This is a genomic window from Streptomyces roseoviridis, from assembly GCF_039535235.1.
Lineage (GTDB): Bacteria > Actinomycetota > Actinomycetes > Streptomycetales > Streptomycetaceae > Streptomyces > Streptomyces roseoviridis.
Genome location: NZ_BAAAWU010000001.1, coordinates 5,693,008 through 5,707,202 on the forward strand (window position 1 = coordinate 5,693,008; position 14,195 = coordinate 5,707,202).

Annotated in this window: 15 protein-coding genes; 6 read left to right on the top strand and 9 right to left on the bottom strand. The window is 75.3% G+C overall.

Features of this window, described 5'->3' with window-relative positions; genetic code table 11:
- The 4 genes from ABD954_RS25730 to ABD954_RS25745 form a co-directional block, all read right to left on the bottom strand.
- Entirely contained in the window at positions 1 to 462 is a 462-nt protein-coding gene (locus ABD954_RS25730; RefSeq protein ID WP_345489348.1) for a hypothetical protein, read from the bottom strand.
- Positions 459 to 1,238 (bottom strand): SDR family oxidoreductase, encoded by a 780-nt coding sequence (locus ABD954_RS25735; protein ID WP_345489350.1) that lies wholly within the window; start codon positions 1,236 to 1,238, stop codon positions 459 to 461. Before ABD954_RS25735 ends, ABD954_RS25730 begins: the two co-directional genes overlap by 4 nt.
- Before the next feature lie 124 nt (positions 1,239 to 1,362).
- A complete protein-coding gene (locus ABD954_RS25740) occupies positions 1,363 to 2,373 on the bottom strand; it encodes an acyl-CoA dehydrogenase family protein (RefSeq protein WP_345489352.1) in 1,011 nt (336 codons plus the stop codon).
- On the bottom strand, positions 2,373 to 3,527 hold the full coding sequence (locus ABD954_RS25745; protein WP_345489354.1) for an acyl-CoA dehydrogenase family protein: 1,155 nt from the start codon (positions 3,525 to 3,527) through the stop codon (positions 2,373 to 2,375). The genes ABD954_RS25740 and ABD954_RS25745 overlap by 1 nt, the downstream gene beginning before the upstream one ends.
- Positions 3,528 to 3,582: 55 nt before the next feature.
- On the opposite strand from ABD954_RS25745, the gene ABD954_RS25750 reads away from it, so the two are divergent.
- From ABD954_RS25750 to ABD954_RS25765, 4 genes are read left to right on the top strand one after another with little or no spacing between them, the layout of a single operon-like run.
- Complete coding sequence (locus ABD954_RS25750) at positions 3,583 to 4,731, top strand: acyl-CoA dehydrogenase family protein (protein WP_345489356.1); 1,149 nt, start codon at positions 3,583 to 3,585, stop codon at positions 4,729 to 4,731.
- Positions 4,728 to 5,510: an SDR family oxidoreductase gene (locus ABD954_RS25755; protein ID WP_345489358.1), complete on the top strand. Its 783-nt coding sequence runs from the start codon at positions 4,728 to 4,730 to the stop codon at positions 5,508 to 5,510. Before ABD954_RS25750 ends, ABD954_RS25755 begins: the two co-directional genes overlap by 4 nt.
- Before the next feature lie 30 nt (positions 5,511 to 5,540).
- Positions 5,541 to 6,158, top strand: coding sequence for a TetR/AcrR family transcriptional regulator (locus ABD954_RS25760; protein WP_345489360.1), 618 nt, complete (start codon positions 5,541 to 5,543; stop codon positions 6,156 to 6,158).
- 38 nt (positions 6,159 to 6,196) lie between these two features.
- The gene (locus ABD954_RS25765) at positions 6,197 to 7,354 is read left to right on the top strand and encodes an acetyl-CoA C-acetyltransferase (RefSeq protein WP_345489362.1); all 1,158 of its coding nucleotides are present in this window, start codon (positions 6,197 to 6,199) and stop codon (positions 7,352 to 7,354) included.
- 47 nt (positions 7,355 to 7,401) lie between these two features.
- Here the strand turns inward: ABD954_RS25765 and ABD954_RS25770 are convergent, their stop codons facing one another.
- The 4 genes from ABD954_RS25770 to ABD954_RS25785 are packed head-to-tail and all read right to left on the bottom strand — an operon-like array spanning position 7,402 to position 10,818.
- Entirely contained in the window at positions 7,402 to 8,517 is a 1,116-nt protein-coding gene (locus tag ABD954_RS25770) for an NAD(P)H-dependent flavin oxidoreductase (protein WP_345489364.1), read from the bottom strand.
- Positions 8,514 to 9,227, bottom strand: a complete 714-nt coding sequence (locus ABD954_RS25775) for a CoA-transferase subunit beta (protein WP_345489366.1) — start codon at positions 9,225 to 9,227, stop codon at positions 8,514 to 8,516. The genes ABD954_RS25770 and ABD954_RS25775 overlap by 4 nt, the downstream gene beginning before the upstream one ends.
- The gene (locus tag ABD954_RS25780; protein WP_345489368.1) at positions 9,224 to 10,072 is read right to left on the bottom strand and encodes a CoA transferase subunit A; all 849 of its coding nucleotides are present in this window, start codon (positions 10,070 to 10,072) and stop codon (positions 9,224 to 9,226) included. Before ABD954_RS25780 ends, ABD954_RS25775 begins: the two co-directional genes overlap by 4 nt.
- The gene (locus ABD954_RS25785; RefSeq protein WP_345489370.1) at positions 10,069 to 10,818 is read right to left on the bottom strand and encodes an enoyl-CoA hydratase family protein; all 750 of its coding nucleotides are present in this window, start codon (positions 10,816 to 10,818) and stop codon (positions 10,069 to 10,071) included. Before ABD954_RS25785 ends, ABD954_RS25780 begins: the two co-directional genes overlap by 4 nt.
- A gap of 64 nt (positions 10,819 to 10,882) precedes the next feature.
- Here ABD954_RS25785 and ABD954_RS25790 point away from each other — a divergent pair, with 64 nt between their 5' ends.
- Both ABD954_RS25790 and ABD954_RS25795 read left to right on the top strand, forming a co-directional pair.
- On the top strand, positions 10,883 to 11,731 hold the full coding sequence (locus ABD954_RS25790) for an SDR family oxidoreductase (RefSeq protein WP_345489372.1): 849 nt from the start codon (positions 10,883 to 10,885) through the stop codon (positions 11,729 to 11,731).
- Complete coding sequence (locus ABD954_RS25795; RefSeq protein WP_345489374.1) at positions 11,718 to 12,638, top strand: SDR family oxidoreductase; 921 nt, start codon at positions 11,718 to 11,720, stop codon at positions 12,636 to 12,638. Before ABD954_RS25790 ends, ABD954_RS25795 begins: the two co-directional genes overlap by 14 nt.
- Here the strand turns inward: ABD954_RS25795 and ABD954_RS25800 are convergent.
- Positions 12,598 to 14,169, bottom strand: coding sequence for an ankyrin repeat domain-containing protein (locus ABD954_RS25800; RefSeq protein WP_345489376.1), 1,572 nt, complete (start codon positions 14,167 to 14,169; stop codon positions 12,598 to 12,600). The genes ABD954_RS25795 and ABD954_RS25800 overlap by 41 nt on opposite strands.
- Positions 14,170 to 14,195: the final 26 nt, after the last annotated feature.

Genomic DNA, 14,195 nt, shown 5'->3' on the forward strand with positions numbered 1-14,195 from the left:
TCACCTGACCCGTAGGTCTTGACGCCCACTCTCCCGCCGCCGGCCGGGAAGAGCGGGACGGCCGAAGGTGAGCAGGAGCAGGGCGATCGGGACCACGACGCCGATACCCAGCACGCCGAGGAGGAGGTCGGCTTCGGCGGCGGAGGCGTGCGCGACGGCATGGGAGCGGAAGTGCACGTGGATGAGGAAGTGCGCGGTGGACCACGTGGCGTACGAGGCCAGGGCGGTACGGGTGAAGGCCGGGCTCATCACCACGGCGGCGGCGCCGGGAGGAATCGCGGCGGCCAGGTTCATCGCGCCGTAGTCGAGCATCAGGTGCGGGTTGTAGTCCATGCCCAGGTTGACCCAGGACCAGCTGAAGAACCCCTCCGGTGAGACGAGGATGTAGAGGCCCAGCGCGGCGGAGACCAGGGCGAAGAAGATCAGTCCGGTGCGTACGCAGGCGGTTCTCACGTCGCTCATGTGCCGTTGTCCTTGCGCTGCTCGACGAGGAAGTCGTCGAAGGTGACGGTGCCGATCGCGTGGTGCGGGGCGAGGTTCGCGCCCTCGGTGAAACCGCGGGCGATCCTGCCCGGTACGCGCAGGGAGACGACGCGCCGGCGGAGCCCGTGCGCCTTGTTGTGGGCGGTGGCGAGCTCACGCATGGTGCGCACCCGCGGCCCGCCGATGTCGGGTGCCCTCCCGGCCGGATCGCCCACGGCGAGACGGGCCAGCCGGTCGGCGACATCGCGGACGTCGATCGGCTGGAACCGGAACCGCTGAAGGGTCAGTGTCAGGGGAGACCACCGTTGCCACGCGAAGAAGCTCGCCACCAGGTCGTGGAACTGCGTGGCCCGTTGCACCGTCCACGGCAGCCCGGAGCGCGCGATCATCCGCTCGGCCTCGAGCTTGTGGCGGTAGTAGGGAACCGGGATGACGTCGACGCCGACGACGGAGACGTAGACCAGGTGCGGGTCGCTCCCACTCCTCAGAGCCGCGTCGATCAGATTCCGTGTCGTCGTGATGTCTTCCTTGCCGTAGGTGGTGGCACAGTGCACGACGGTCCCGACTCCGCGCAGGGCGGCGTCCAGTCCTTGTCCTGTCCTCAGGTCACCGACCACGCGCCGGTGCGAGGCCGGTGTCCCAGGAGGCTGGGCCCGGCGGCTGAGTACCCGGATCTCGCGGTGTCCGTCGTGAAGGCGCCGCACCACGGCTCGTCCCAGCTTTCCGGTTCCACCGGTCACCAGGAAGGGCTGCATGACGTTCTCGTCTCTCTCGGCCGGCTGCCGCGGGCAGCCGGGAGTCGTCGTCTCACAGCCCTATGACCGGCCGGGGCGGCGAAACGTGACATCACACGGCACCCGTGCCGCTCATGTCTCCGCGTCACCCCGTACCGCGGGATCCCGCCGTCGCCGTCAGCTCCGCCAGCACCCGCGCCCGGCACCAGGAGGGCGTGCCCCAGGCGTCCCGCAGCGGCCGGGCCTTGCGCAGCCAGAGGGAGAGGTCGAACTCCTCGGTGTAGCCGACGGCTCCGTGGACCCGCAGGGCCGTGCGGGCCGCCGCGTGGGCGGCCTCCCCGCAGGCCGCCTTGGCCGCCGCGAGGTCGCCCTCCTCGAAGGTGAGCGCCGCGCCGAACAGCAGCGGGCGCGCGAACTCCAGGCCGAGCAGGGTGTCCGCGAGCCGGTGCTTCACCGCCTGGAACGAGCCGATCGGCGCTCCGAACTGGGTGCGCTGCTTCGCGTACGCCACCGTCCGGCCGAGCAGGGCGAGCCCCACCCCGAGCGACTGCGCGGCCGTGGCCAGCAGGGCCCAGCGCCGGGCCCGTGCGGCCGAGGCCGGCACGGCGGGCCCGGTCGCGAGCGGTTCCCCGCCGGGTGCGGGTCGCGCGAGCCGCCGTACCGGGTCGGCGGAGACCCGTATCCCCGTGTGCCCGGGCGCGATCCGCAGCTCGTCGCCGGCGACGACGAAGAGCACGTCGGCCACGTCCGGGTCCAGGGCGAGCCCGTCCCCGGTCAGGACCAGGGACGCCGTGGTGCCGCCCGAGGCGAGGGCGGGCAGGAACCGGTTCGCCGGGCCGGTCCCGCCCCGTTCGGCGAGCCCGGCCAGGAGGGCGGCCGCCGCGACCGTCTCGACCAGCGGGCCGGGGACCGCGTGGCGGCCCGCCTCCACGAAGGCGTGGGCGAGCTCGACGGGGCGCGGACCGAGGCCCCCGTACGCCTCGGGGACCGCGAGCGCGAACACGCCGGCCTCGCCGAGCCGGCGCCACAGGGCGAGCCCGGGGCCCGGATCGCCCGCCGCCCAGGCCCGCGCGGCGGGGGGAGTGCCGGCGGCGGTCAGCATCGCGTCCAGGGAACGCGCGAAGGCGCGCTGCTCGTCGGTCGGCAGGAAACGCATCAGCGGCGGCCCTTCGGCAGGCCGAGCAGGCGCTCGGCGATGATGTCGCGCTGGATCTCGTTCGTGCCGGCGTAGATCGGTCCGGCGAGCGAGAAGACGTGCCCCTCGGCCCAGGCGCTGTCGGCCAGTTCGCCCTCGGGGCCGAGCAGGTCGAGCGCCGTCTCGTGCAGGGCGAGGTCGAGGCGCGACCAGAACACCTTGGTGAGGCTGGACCCGGCGCCGAGTTCGGCCCCGGCCGCCGACCGGGAGGCCGCCGCGGCGGTGAACAGCCGGTAGGCGCGGGCGCCGATCACCGCGTCCGCGACCCGGTCGCGCAGGGCCGAGTCGGCCGGGTCGCCGTGCGTGCGCCACAGCCGGACCAGCCGGTCGGCGGCGGCCAGGAAGCGGCCGGGGGAGCGGAGGGTGAGCCCACGCTCGTCGCCGGTGGCGGACATGGCGATCTCCCAGCCCTGCCCGGGTTCGCCGATGACGTCCGCGTCCGGCACGAACACCTCGTCCAGGAACAGCTCCGCGAAGGCAGGCTTCCCGTCGAGCCGGCCGATGGGCCGCACGGTCACTCCGGGCGCCCGCAGGTCGAACATCAGATACGTCAGGCCCCGGTGCGGCCGCCCCCCGGCCACCGGGGCCGGGTCGGTGCGGAAGATCCCGAAGGCGCGGTCCGCGAAGGCCGCCCGCGAGGACCAGGTCTTCTGCCCGGACAGCAGCCACCCGCCGTCGGTGCGCACGGCCCGGGAGGTGAGCGAGGCGAGGTCCGAGCCCGCCTCCGGCTCCGACCACGCCTGCGCCCAGACCGTCTCGCCGGCCGCCATCGGCGGCAGCACCCGGGCCCGCTGCTCCTCGGTGCCGTGCGCGAGGAGGGTGGGGGCCAGCAGATGGATGCCGTTCTGCGAGACCCGGCCGGGCGCGCCCGCCGCGTAGTACTCCTCCTCGAAGGCCAGCCAGCCGAACACGTCCGCGTCCCGGCCGCCGTAGCGCTCGGGCCAGGAGACCACCGACCAGCGGGCGGCGGCGAGTTCGGCCTCCCAGGCCCGGTGGGCGGCGAAGCCCTCCGCCGTCTCCAGCGACGGCAGCGGCGCTGCGGGCACATGGGCGCGCAGCCAGGCGCGTGCCTCGGCGCGCAGCCGCTCCTCGTCCGCGGTGGGGGTCAGGTCCATGGCGCCGCCTCCTCCAACCTTCCCTAACAAGTGTTTGGTAGGTTAACGTACGGCCATGGGCAGCGCCACGAGCAGCGTCGAGGAGTTCCGCGCCGGGATACGCGACTGGCTGGAGACACGGCTCACCGGCCGGTTCGCCGCGCTACGGGGCCGGGGCGGCCCCGGCCGCGAACACGAGGCGTTCGCCGAACGCCTCGCCTGGGAACGGCACATGGCCGACCACGGCTGGACCTGCGTCGGCTGGCCGAAGGAGCACGGCGGGCGCGGCGCGAGCATCGAGGAGCAGATCGCCTTCCACGAGGAGTACGCCCTCGCCGACGCCCCCGCCCGCGTCAACCACATCGGCGAACAACTCCTCGGCCCCACCCTGATCGACCACGGCACCGAGGAACAGAAGGCCCGCTTCCTGCCCGCCATCCGGGACGTGCGGGAACTGTGGTGCCAGGGCTACAGCGAACCCGGCGCCGGATCCGACCTCGCCGCCGTCCGCACCCGCGCCGTCCGCGACGGCGACCACTGGGTCCTGCACGGCCAGAAGACCTGGACCTCCCTCGCCCACCAGGCGCAGTGGTGCTTCGTCCTGGCCCGGACCGCACCGGGCTCACGGCGCCACGCCGGGCTCTCCTACCTCCTCGTCCCGCTCGACCAGTCCGGCGTCGAGATCCGGCCCATCACCCAGCTCACCGGCACCAGCGAGTTCAACGAGGTCTTCTTCGACGGCGCCCGCACCCCCGCCTCCCACGTCGTCGGCGCCCCCGGCGACGGCTGGCGCATCGCCCTGGCCACCCTCGGCCACGAGCGGGGCGTCTCCACCCTCGGCCAGCAGGTCGGCTTCCGCCGCGAACTCGCCGCCCTCCTCGCCCTCGCCCGCGCGGGCGGCGCCGCCGCCGACCCCCTGATCCGCGACCGGCTCGTCCGCGCCTGGACCGGCCTGCGCACCCTGCGCGCCCACGCCCTGTGCGGCACCGACCCGTCCGCCGCCAAGCTCTCCTGGTCCCACTGGCACCGCGACCTCGGCGAACTCGCCATGGACGTCCGCGGCGCCGCCGCCACCCTCGCCGCCGGACCTCCCTACGCACTCGACGACTGGCAGCGGCTGTTCCTCTTCTCCCGCGCCGACACCATCTACGCCGGCACCAGCGAGATCCAGCGCACCCTCATCGCCGAGCGCCTGCTCGGCCTGCCGAAGGAGCCGCGCGGATGACCACGCCGCCGTACGTCCCCGGACACGGCCTGCTCGCCGGCCGCACCGCCGTCGTCACCGCCGCCGCCGGAACCGGCATCGGCGGCGCCACCGCCCGCCGCCTCCTGGAGGAAGGCGCCCGCGTCCTGATCAGCGACGCCCACGCCCGCCGCCTGGCGGAGACCGAAGCCGCCCTCGCCGCCGAGTTCGGCGCCGCCAACGTCGCCGCCCAGAGGTGCGACGTCACCGACGAGGCCCAGGTCCAGGCCCTCCACGACACCGCCGTACGCCTCCACGGCCGCCTCGACGTCCTCGTCCACAACGCCGGACTCGGCGGCACCGCCGCCCTCGCCGACATGACCGACGACCAGTGGAACCGGGTCCTCGACGTCACCCTCGACGGCACCTTCCGCTGCGTCCGCGCCGCCCTGCGCCGCTTCCGCGACAGCGGCGAGAAGGGGGTCATCGTCAACAACGCCTCCGTCGTCGGCTGGCGCGCCCAGGCCGGCCAGGCCCACTACGCCGCCGCCAAGGCCGGCGTGATGGCCCTGACCCGCTGCGCCGCGATCGAGGCGGCCGACTACGGCGTCCGCGTCAACGCCGTCGCCCCCTCCCTCGCCATGCACCCCCACCTCGCCAAGGTCACCACCCCCGCACTGCTGGCCGAGCTCACCCGGCGCGAGGCCTTCGGGCGGTACGCCGAGCCCTGGGAGGTCGCCAACGTCATCGTCTTCCTCGCCAGCGACTACTCCTCCTACATGACCGGCGAGACGGTCTCCGTCAGCAGCCAGCACCCGTAGCGCGCGGCACCGGGGGACGACAATGGACGCGTGCCAACGACGAAGAAGAAGACGCAGGTGACCGCCTCGCCCGAGCGGCGCAGGGAACTCCTCGACACCGCCGCCGAGGTGTTCGCCGCCCAGGGGTACAACGCCACCACCGTCCGCAGGATCGCCGACGAGGCGGGCATGCTCGCCGGCAGCCTCTACTACCACTTCGATTCCAAGGAGTCGATGCTCGACGAGATCCTCTCCACCTTCCTGAACGAGCTGTGGGACGGCTACGACGCCGTGCTCGGCGCCGGACTCGGCCCCCGCGAGACCATCGAGGCCCTCGTCACCGAATCCTTCCGGGAGATCGACCGGCACCGCGCCGCCGTCGCCATCTACCAGAAGGAGGCCCGTCACCTCGCCGACCAGCCCCGCTTCCGCTACCTCGCCGACTCGCAGGTCAGGTTCGAGAGGGCCTGGCTCGGCACGCTGGAGCGCGGCGTCGCCGCCGGTGTCTTCCGCGCCGACCTCGACGTCCGGCTCACCTACCGGTTCGTGCGCGACACCGTCTGGGTCGCCGCGTCCTGGTACCGCCCCGGCGGACAGCACAGCCCCGAGGAGATCGCCCGCCAGTACCTGTCGATGGTGCTCGACGGGATCGCCGTAGACACCCCCTAGCCGTCGCAGGGACGGCGCGCCGACCAGGAGGAGCAGCCATGGCCGAGGCCTACATCGTCGAAGCGGTCCGCACCCCGGTGGGCCGCCGCGGGGGAGGGCTCGGCGCCGCCCACCCGGCCGACCTCGGCGCCCACGTCCTGAAGGCGCTCGTCGAGCGCACCGGCATCGACCCGGCCGCCGTCGAGGACGTCGTCTTCGGCTGCCTCGACACCGTCGGCCCGCAGGCCGGCGACATCGCCCGCACCTGCTGGCTCGCCGCCGGACTGCCCCAGGAGGTGCCCGGCGTCACCGTCGACCGGCAGTGCGGCTCCTCCCAGCAGGCCGTCCACTTCGCCGCCCAGGGCGTGCTCTCCGGCACCCAGGACCTCGTGGTCGCGGGCGGCACCCAGAACATGACCATGATCCCCATCGCCTACGCCTCCCGGCAGGCCGCCGCACCCCTCGGCCTCACCCAGGGCCCCTACGCCGGCTCCGAGGGCTGGCGCGCCCGCTACGGGGACGCCCCGGTCGACCAGTTCCACGGCGCCGAACTCATCGCCGCCACCTGGGGCATCACCCGCCGCGCCCAGGAGGAGTACGCCCTCCGCTCCCACCGGCGGGCGCTCCGGGCGATCGACGAGGGCCGCTTCGCGCGCGAGACCGTCCCCTACGGCGGCGTCACCGTCGACGAGGGCCCGCGCCGCGACACCAGCCCGGAGAAGATGGCCGCCCTGAAGCCGGTCGTCGACGGCGGCACCATCACCGCCGCCTGCTCCTCCCAGATCTCCGACGGTGCCGCCGCGATGCTGATCGCGAGCGAGCGGGCGGTCCGCGCGCACGGGCTCGCCCCGCGGGCCCGGATCCACCACCTGTCGGTGCGCGCCGAGGACCCGATCCGGATGCTGTCGGCGCCCATACCGGCGACCGCGCACGCCCTGGAGAAGACCGGCCTGACCATCGACGCCATCGACCTGGTCGAGATCAACGAGGCATTCGCCCCGGTCGTCCTCGCCTGGCTGAAGGAGACCGGTGCCGACCCGGACCGCGTCAACGTCAACGGCGGCGCGATCGCCCTCGGCCACCCCCTGGGCGCCACCGGCGTGCGGCTGATGACGACCCTCCTGCACGAACTGGAGCGCACGGGCGGCCGGTACGGGCTGCAGACCATGTGCGAGGGCGGCGGTCAGGCCAACGTCACGATCATCGAGCGCCTGTAGGGGCTCCGATACGGGGGCGGCGCACGGACACGAGGGCCGGCAGGCCCCTACGCCGGCGGAAGCGTACGGAGCACGTGCGCGGCCTCCGACATGATCCGGGCGACCAGCTCCTCGCAGCTGGGCAGGTCCTCGATCACCCCGGCGACCTGTCCGGAGGCCATGACGCCGAGGTCGGTGCGGCCCTCGACCATGGAGGCCCGCAGGAGCATCGGGGTGTTCGCGGCGAGCAGGACCTGGCTCCAGGACAGCCGCCGGCCGCGGCCCCCGCCGCGCCGCCCGCCCCCGCCGTGTCCCCCGCCGCGCCGCCCGCCCCCGCCGTGCCCTCCGCCGCGCATCGCGAGCCCGTCGCGGACCATCTCCGCCCAGGACATCCCGCTCAGCCGGCGGAAACCGGCCGCGCGGCGCACGGCCTGCGCCAGCGCCCGCACCCGGCCCGCGCCTTCGAGCGCGGCGACCATCTCGGTGCGCAGCATCCGGTGCGGCAGCCCGTCGACGGCCGTGGTGACGAGGACGTCGTTCACGGTCGCCGCCAGATACCTCGCCTTGACGGCGTCGGGGACGGTCGAGTCGGAGGTGAGCAGGAACCGGGTCCCCATGGCGATGCCCGCCGCCCCGTAGGAGAGCGCGGCGACCAGGCCGCGCCCGTCGTGGAAACCGCCGGCCGCGACCACGGGGATGCCGACCGCGTCGACGACCTGCGGGAGCAGCACGCTCGTCGCCACCTCGCCGGTGTGCCCGCCGCCCTCGCCGCCCTGGACGAGAACCGCGTCCGCGCCCCACGCCGCGACCTTCTCGGCATGCCGGCGGGCCCCGACGGAGGGGATGACGACGACCCCGGCGTCCTTCAGTTCGGCGATCAGCCCGCGGGACGGCGCGAGGGCGAAGGAGGCGACCCGTACGCCCTCCTCGACGACGATCCGGACCCGTTCGCGGGCGTCACCGGCGTCCGCGCGCAGGTTCACCCCGAACGGCGCGTCGGTGCGGGACCTCACCTCCCGCACGGCCGCGCGCAGTTCGTCGACGGTCATGGTGGCGGAGGCGAGGACGCCGAGCGCGCCCGCGTTCGCGGCGGCCGAGACGAGCCGGGGCCCGGCGACCCAGCCCATGCCGGTCTGCACGATCGGGTGGCGGACGCCGACCAGTTCGGTGAGGGCCGTCCTCATCGCGGGGCCACCTCCCGGTCGCGCAGCCCGGCCGGGTCGATCACCTCGCGGATCAGCCGGAGCTCCTCGGGCGTCGGCTCGCGGGTGTCCGGTACGTCGCCGTCGATCACCAGCTCGAAGCCGGTGGCGGCCCGGACCTCGTCGACCGTCACGCCCGGGTGCACGGAGGCGAGCCGCATCGCGTGGCCGGGCGTCGCGAAGTCGAGGACGGCGAGGTCGGTCACGACGCGCCGGAGGTGGTGGTACGGGCCGACGGCCCGGTCGTAACCGACGCCGCTGACCATGTCGACCCGCTCGACGAAGACCCGCCGCGCGTGCTTCGGGATCCAGTAGCTGACGGGGTGGTTGAGGGTGTTGACGGGCGCTCCGCGCACGCCGAGGAGCTGGCGGGTGGGGCGCTCCCAGTCGCCGACGCAGGAGATGTTCTGGTTGCCGTACCGGTCGATCTGGCTCGCGCCCATCATCACGTGCCGCCTGCCGCCGGTGACCATGGTGAGGTGGCGGCGGTACGGCAGCCAGCCCTCGGGCCGCCCGTCGGGGCCGACGAGCAGGGCCTCGCCGTCGGTGAGGAGCAGGCCGGGGGAGAAGGTCCGCCTGGCGAGGCGGGCGCCGAAGGAGGGGATCTGGCCCATGGGGCTCGCGAGCACCTCGCCGTCGCCCCGCCACGCCTCGGCGCAGGCGATCACGCAGTATTCGGCGCGGGTGGTCATGTCCGGTCCTCCTCGCGCCAGGCGCGGACGGCGGCCTGGTAGTCGTCCTCGGTCCTGCCGGACAGGAAGCGCGCGGCGAACTCGGGCCAGGGCGTGGTCGCGTAGAGCCTCAGGAAGGGCTCGTCGCGGCCGTGGTCGGGCACGCAGGACGTGAAGTGCGCCCCGTTCGGGGTCTCGACGACCCCGGTCACGCTGTGCCGGCTGATCAGCAGGGTCTGCGGGGCGGTGCCGGACGGGAAGGCGTCGACGAGCCGTTCGCAGGAGACGTACGCGGTGTCGGCGGCCTCGCAGAACAGGTCGTCGAAGTACGGGTCGGGGCCCAGGTACTGGCCGTTGCCGGCCCGGTCGGCGCGGTTGACGTGGACGAGGGCGGCGTCCATGCGCAGCGCGGGCACGGCGACGAACTCCTCGCCGTCCCCGTAGGGGGAGGTGACCGTGCGCAGTCCGGGATTGACCCGCATGACGTCGGAGCCGAGTCCGGCCCGTACCGGCAGGAAGGGCAGCCGGTTGGCGGCGGCGTGCAGCCCCCACATGAACATGGCCTCGTCGTACTCGGTCATCGCGATCCGGCCCTGCTCGCGGGCGGCCCGGAAGTGCGGTTCGAGGGGGACGGAGTCGAGGGTCGCGAAGGGCGCGACGAGCCGGCGGATCCGGCCGGCGGCGGCGAGCAGGCCGACGTCGGGGCCACCGTAGGAGACGACGGTGAGATCGGTGATCTGCGACCGGATCACCGCTCTGACCAGGGCCATCGGCTTGCGCCGCGCGCCCCAGCCGCCGATGCCGAGGGTCATGCCGGAGCGGAGCCGTCCGACGGCCTCGTCCGGCGTCATGGTCTTGTCGGTCACGCGCCCTCCCCTGCGCCGAAGGAGGCGCGGACCCGGGCGGCGACCCCGCCGAGTCCCGCCTCGAAGGTGAAGCCCTGCTCGAAGCGGTAGCTGCGGCGCACGTCGACCGGGTCGATGCCGTTGACGGCCGCCTTCGCCAGCCGGATCAGGGTGCCGTCCTTCGCCGCGATCTCGGCGGCCAGCTCCAGCGCCGCGCTCGGCAGTTGCGCCCGCGGCACCACCTGCCACACCGAGCCGTGGGCGTGCAGCTCGGCGGCGGTGACCGTGCGCGAGGTGTAGTACAGCGCGCGCATGAGGTGCTGGGGCACCAGCCGGGCGAGATGGGTGGCGGCGCCGAGCGCACCCCGGTCCAGTTCGGGAAGGCCGAAGACGGCGTCCTCGGCGGCGACGATCGCGTCGGCGTTGCCGACGAGCCCGATGCCGCCGCCCAGGCAGAAGCCGCCGACCTCGGCGACGACCGGCACCGGGCAGTCGTACACCGCCGCGAACGCCTCCGCGCAGCCGTGGTTCACGCCGATGAGCGAGCCGTGGCCGGCGTCGCGCTGGAGCTCCTTGATGTCCACGCCCGCGTTGAAGCCGCGGCCCTCGGCGGCCAGGACGACGCAGCGCACCCGCGGGTCGCGCCCGGCGGCGCGGACGGCGTCGGCGAGCTCGAACCAGCCCCGCACCGGCAGGGCGTTGACGGGCGGGAAGTCGACGGTGACGCGGGCGACGCCCTCGGCCGGGCGTGAGGTGGAGACACCCATGAGCGGATCAGCTACCTTTCCACCAAACGTTTGTTAGGTCGCGCTGGGAGGAAGGTAGCAGCCGATGGAGCTGGACGGGAGGGTCGCCGTCGTCACCGGCGGAACCCGCGGCGTGGGCGCGGGCATCGCCCGGGCCTTCCTGCGCGCCGGGGCCGAGGTCGTCGTCTGCGCCCGCAGACCCCCGGACCGGCCGGTCGCCGACGCCGGCCGCGCGGCCGACTTCGAGGCCGTCGACCTGCGGCGCCCCGGCCAGGCGGCGGACCTCCTCGCCCGGATCGCCGAGCGGTACGGTCGGCTCGACACCCTCGTCAACAACGCCGGCGGCACCCCCTACCGCCGCCTCGGCGACGGCGGCCCCGAACGGCACGCCAGGGTCCTGGAGCTGAACCTCACCGTCCCGCTCACGCTCTCCCTCGCCGCCCACCCGGCCCTGCGCGCCGCCCGCGGCTCCGTCCTGATGATCGGCAGCGTCAGCGGCACCCGCCCCTCCCCGGGCACCGCCGCCTACGGCGCCGCCAAGGCCGGCCTGGAGAACCTCGCCCGCACCATGGCCGTCGAATGGGCCCCCGAGGTCCGCGTCAACACCCTCGTCCTCGGCATGGTCAGGACCGAACGCTCCCACCTGCACTACGGCGACGCGGAGGGAATCGCCGCCGTCGGCCGCACCGTGCCGCTGGGCCGGCTCGCCGAACCCGCCGACGTCGGCGAGGCCGCCGTCTTCCTCGCCTCCGACCGCGCCGCCTACATCTCCGGAGCCTCGCTCCTCGTCCACGGCGGCGGGGAGCGCCCCGCCTTCCTGGCCGCCGCGACCGCCAACAAGCCGCCCGAACCGCCCGAGCGGACCGCGCCGCCCGGGCCCACCCGGCCCACCGGGCCGACCGACCCCGAGGAGAACCGAGATGGGACTGTGTGACGGACGCGTGGTCGTCGTGACCGGCGCCGGCCGCGGCCTCGGCCGCGCCCACGCCCTCGCCTTCGCCGCCGAGGGCGCCCGCGTCGTCGTCAACGACCTCGGCGTCGGACTCGACGGCCGCCCCGGACCCGACAGCCCCGCCGCCCGCGTCGTCGACGAGATCCGCGCCGGCGGCGGCGCGGCCGTCGCCCACGGCGGCGACATCGCCACCGAGGAGGGCGCCGCCACCCTCCTGCACACCGCCCTCACCGCGTACGGGCGCCTCGACACCCTCGTCAACAACGCCGGGTTCCTGCGCGACCGGATGCTCGTCAACCTCGGCGAGGACGACTTCGACGCGGTCCTGCGCGTCCATGTGAAGGGCCACTTCCTGCCGCTGCGGCACGCCGCCGCGCACTGGCGCGCCGAGGCGAAGGCGGGCCGCCCGGTGGCCGCCCGGGTGGTCAACACCACCTCCGGCGCGGGGCTGCTCGGCAGCGTCGGCCAGGGCAACTACGCGGCGGCCAAGGCCGGGATCGTCGCCCTCACCCTGGTCGCGGCGGCCGAGCTGGGCCGCTACGGCGTGCAGGTCAACGCCGTGGCCCCGGCCGCCAGGACCCGGATGACCGCACGCGCCTTCGCGGACCTCGCCGCGCTCCCCGAGGACGTCGCGCCGCTGGTGGTCTGGCTCGGCTCCGCCGCCTCGGCCGGCGTCACCGGCCGCGTCTTCGAGGCCGAGGGCGGCCGGCTCACCGTGATGGAGGGCTGGCGCCCCGGCCCCACCGCCGACAAGGGCGCCCGCCACACCCCCGCCGAGGCGGGCGAGACAGCCCTGAAGCTCCTCGCGCGGTCCGAGCCGCCGCGTCCGGTGTACGGGGCGGAGCCGGTCAGCGGCAGCGCGGCGTCGTCCACTCCAGACGGGTCCTGATCCGCGGATCCCGTACGTGTTCGAGGGCGGCCAGGGCCGTCTCGCGCGGCGCGCCCTCGGGGTCGCCGTCGGCCAGGATCCGGGCCAACGCGCCGACGGCCCGAGGGTCCTGACGGATGGCCAGGCCCCGCGCGGCCTCGGCGGCGGTGTCCGGGTCCGGATCGGCCAGCCGGGCCGCTAGCGCCTCGCGCACGGCGGGCAGGTCCCCGGGAACCTCGGCGAGCGCGAGCGTGGCCCAGTCCCGCACCCGCGGATCGTGATCGCGGCTCAGTCCGACGAGCACCGCCACGGCCTCCCCGTCCCCCGCGGGCACCAGCCCGGTCAAGGACGCGGCCACCTGCCGCCGCACCTCGGGCTCAAGATGCCCGGCGAACGCGCGCAGCTCGGGCACCACGCCGGAGTCCCCGCACTCCCCGAGCGCGAAGACGACCGCGAGCGCCAGCTCCTTCTCCGCCGTCTCCTGCTCCGCGAGCCCCGTCCCGCCCGCCGGCCGAGCGTCGGCGTCCGGTGCGGGCCCGCCCGCGGCCGAGGGGGAGAGGGACCCGGACGTCTCCCGGGCCAGGCGGCGCAGGAGCGGGAGGGCGGACGGCCGCGCGGCGGGCGGGAGGGCGGCGAGGACGCGGGCGGCGAGGGCGCGGCGCAGGGGCTCCGGGCCGGCGCACCAGGCGGAGGCGGAGGCGAGGACGGTCTCGTCGGCGCGGTCGGCGAGCGCGGCGACGGCCGTGAGCCAGTCGTCCCGGTCGGAGGCGCCGCAGCGCAGCGCGCGGGCGGCCAGTTCCTCCTCGGTGACCCGGATCCCGAGCGCGCCCTCCAAGAGGGTGGCGACGGCGGCGTGGCTCGTCTGGCGTTCGTCGCCGCGGCTCGGCGCGCCGTCCTCCCGCAGCAGCTCGACGACCACCGTCACGCCACCGTCCTCGGGCACCCGCCGCACCACCGCCTCGTACGTGTCACCGGTCCCGCCGCTCTCCACCAGCCCGCGCCGCAGCACCGCCGCCATGTCCACGCCGATCCACCGCCGTGCCTCGGCCAGCGCCTCCGCAAGGCCCTCGCGGTCGCGGCCCGCGCCGTGGTCGAGCAGCGCGCGGACGACCGAGGCGGAACCGCGGCGCGCGGCGGCCGTCAGCGGGGCGAGCCCGTCGGGGCCCGGCCGGCCGGGGTCGGCACCGGCCTCCAGCAGGGCCCGCACCACCTCGGTGTGCCCGAGCCGTACCGCCCAGGCCAGGGCGGTGAACCCGTACGCCTCCTCCTGGTCCGGCTCCGCGCCCGCCGCCAGCAGCGCCCGCACCACCTCCGCGTGACCGCCGCACGCCGCCCCGCACAGCGGCAGGTCCCCGTCGTCCTCGCCGCTCCCGCGCCCCGGGTCGGCCCCGGCGGCCAGCAGCACCCGCACCGCGACGGGCCGGTTGGCGACGGCCGCGCGGTACAGCGGGGTCTCACCGTGCTCCCGTGCCTCCGGGTCGGCCCCCTCCCGCAGGGCCCGGACCAGCCCGTCGTCGTCCCCGTCCACCAGCGCGTCGAACACCTTGCTCATGCGCCGAGCCTCACCCGAGGGGCACG

Bases quoted from the DNA above. Each gene is read 5' to 3' on its own strand.
- ABD954_RS25730 (WP_345489348.1), bottom strand. From the start codon at position 462: ATGAGCGACGTGAGAACCGCCTGCGTACGCACCGGACTGATCTTCTTC.
- ABD954_RS25735 (WP_345489350.1), bottom strand. From the start codon at position 1,238: ATGCAGCCCTTCCTGGTGACCGGTGGAACCGGAAAGCTGGGACGAGCC.
- ABD954_RS25740 (WP_345489352.1), bottom strand. From the start codon at position 2,373: ATGCGTTTCCTGCCGACCGACGAGCAGCGCGCCTTCGCGCGTTCCCTG.
- ABD954_RS25745 (WP_345489354.1), bottom strand. From the start codon at position 3,527: ATGGACCTGACCCCCACCGCGGACGAGGAGCGGCTGCGCGCCGAGGCA.
- ABD954_RS25750 (WP_345489356.1), top strand. From the start codon at position 3,583: ATGGGCAGCGCCACGAGCAGCGTCGAGGAGTTCCGCGCCGGGATACGC.
- ABD954_RS25755 (WP_345489358.1), top strand. From the start codon at position 4,728: ATGACCACGCCGCCGTACGTCCCCGGACACGGCCTGCTCGCCGGCCGC.
- ABD954_RS25765 (WP_345489362.1), top strand. From the start codon at position 6,197: ATGGCCGAGGCCTACATCGTCGAAGCGGTCCGCACCCCGGTGGGCCGC.
- ABD954_RS25770 (WP_345489364.1), bottom strand. From the start codon at position 8,517: ATGAGGACGGCCCTCACCGAACTGGTCGGCGTCCGCCACCCGATCGTG.
- ABD954_RS25775 (WP_345489366.1), bottom strand. From the start codon at position 9,227: ATGACCACCCGCGCCGAATACTGCGTGATCGCCTGCGCCGAGGCGTGG.
- ABD954_RS25785 (WP_345489370.1), bottom strand. From the start codon at position 10,818: ATGGGTGTCTCCACCTCACGCCCGGCCGAGGGCGTCGCCCGCGTCACC.
- ABD954_RS25790 (WP_345489372.1), top strand. From the start codon at position 10,883: ATGGAGCTGGACGGGAGGGTCGCCGTCGTCACCGGCGGAACCCGCGGC.
- ABD954_RS25795 (WP_345489374.1), top strand. From the start codon at position 11,718: ATGGGACTGTGTGACGGACGCGTGGTCGTCGTGACCGGCGCCGGCCGC.
- ABD954_RS25800 (WP_345489376.1), bottom strand. From the start codon at position 14,169: ATGAGCAAGGTGTTCGACGCGCTGGTGGACGGGGACGACGACGGGCTG.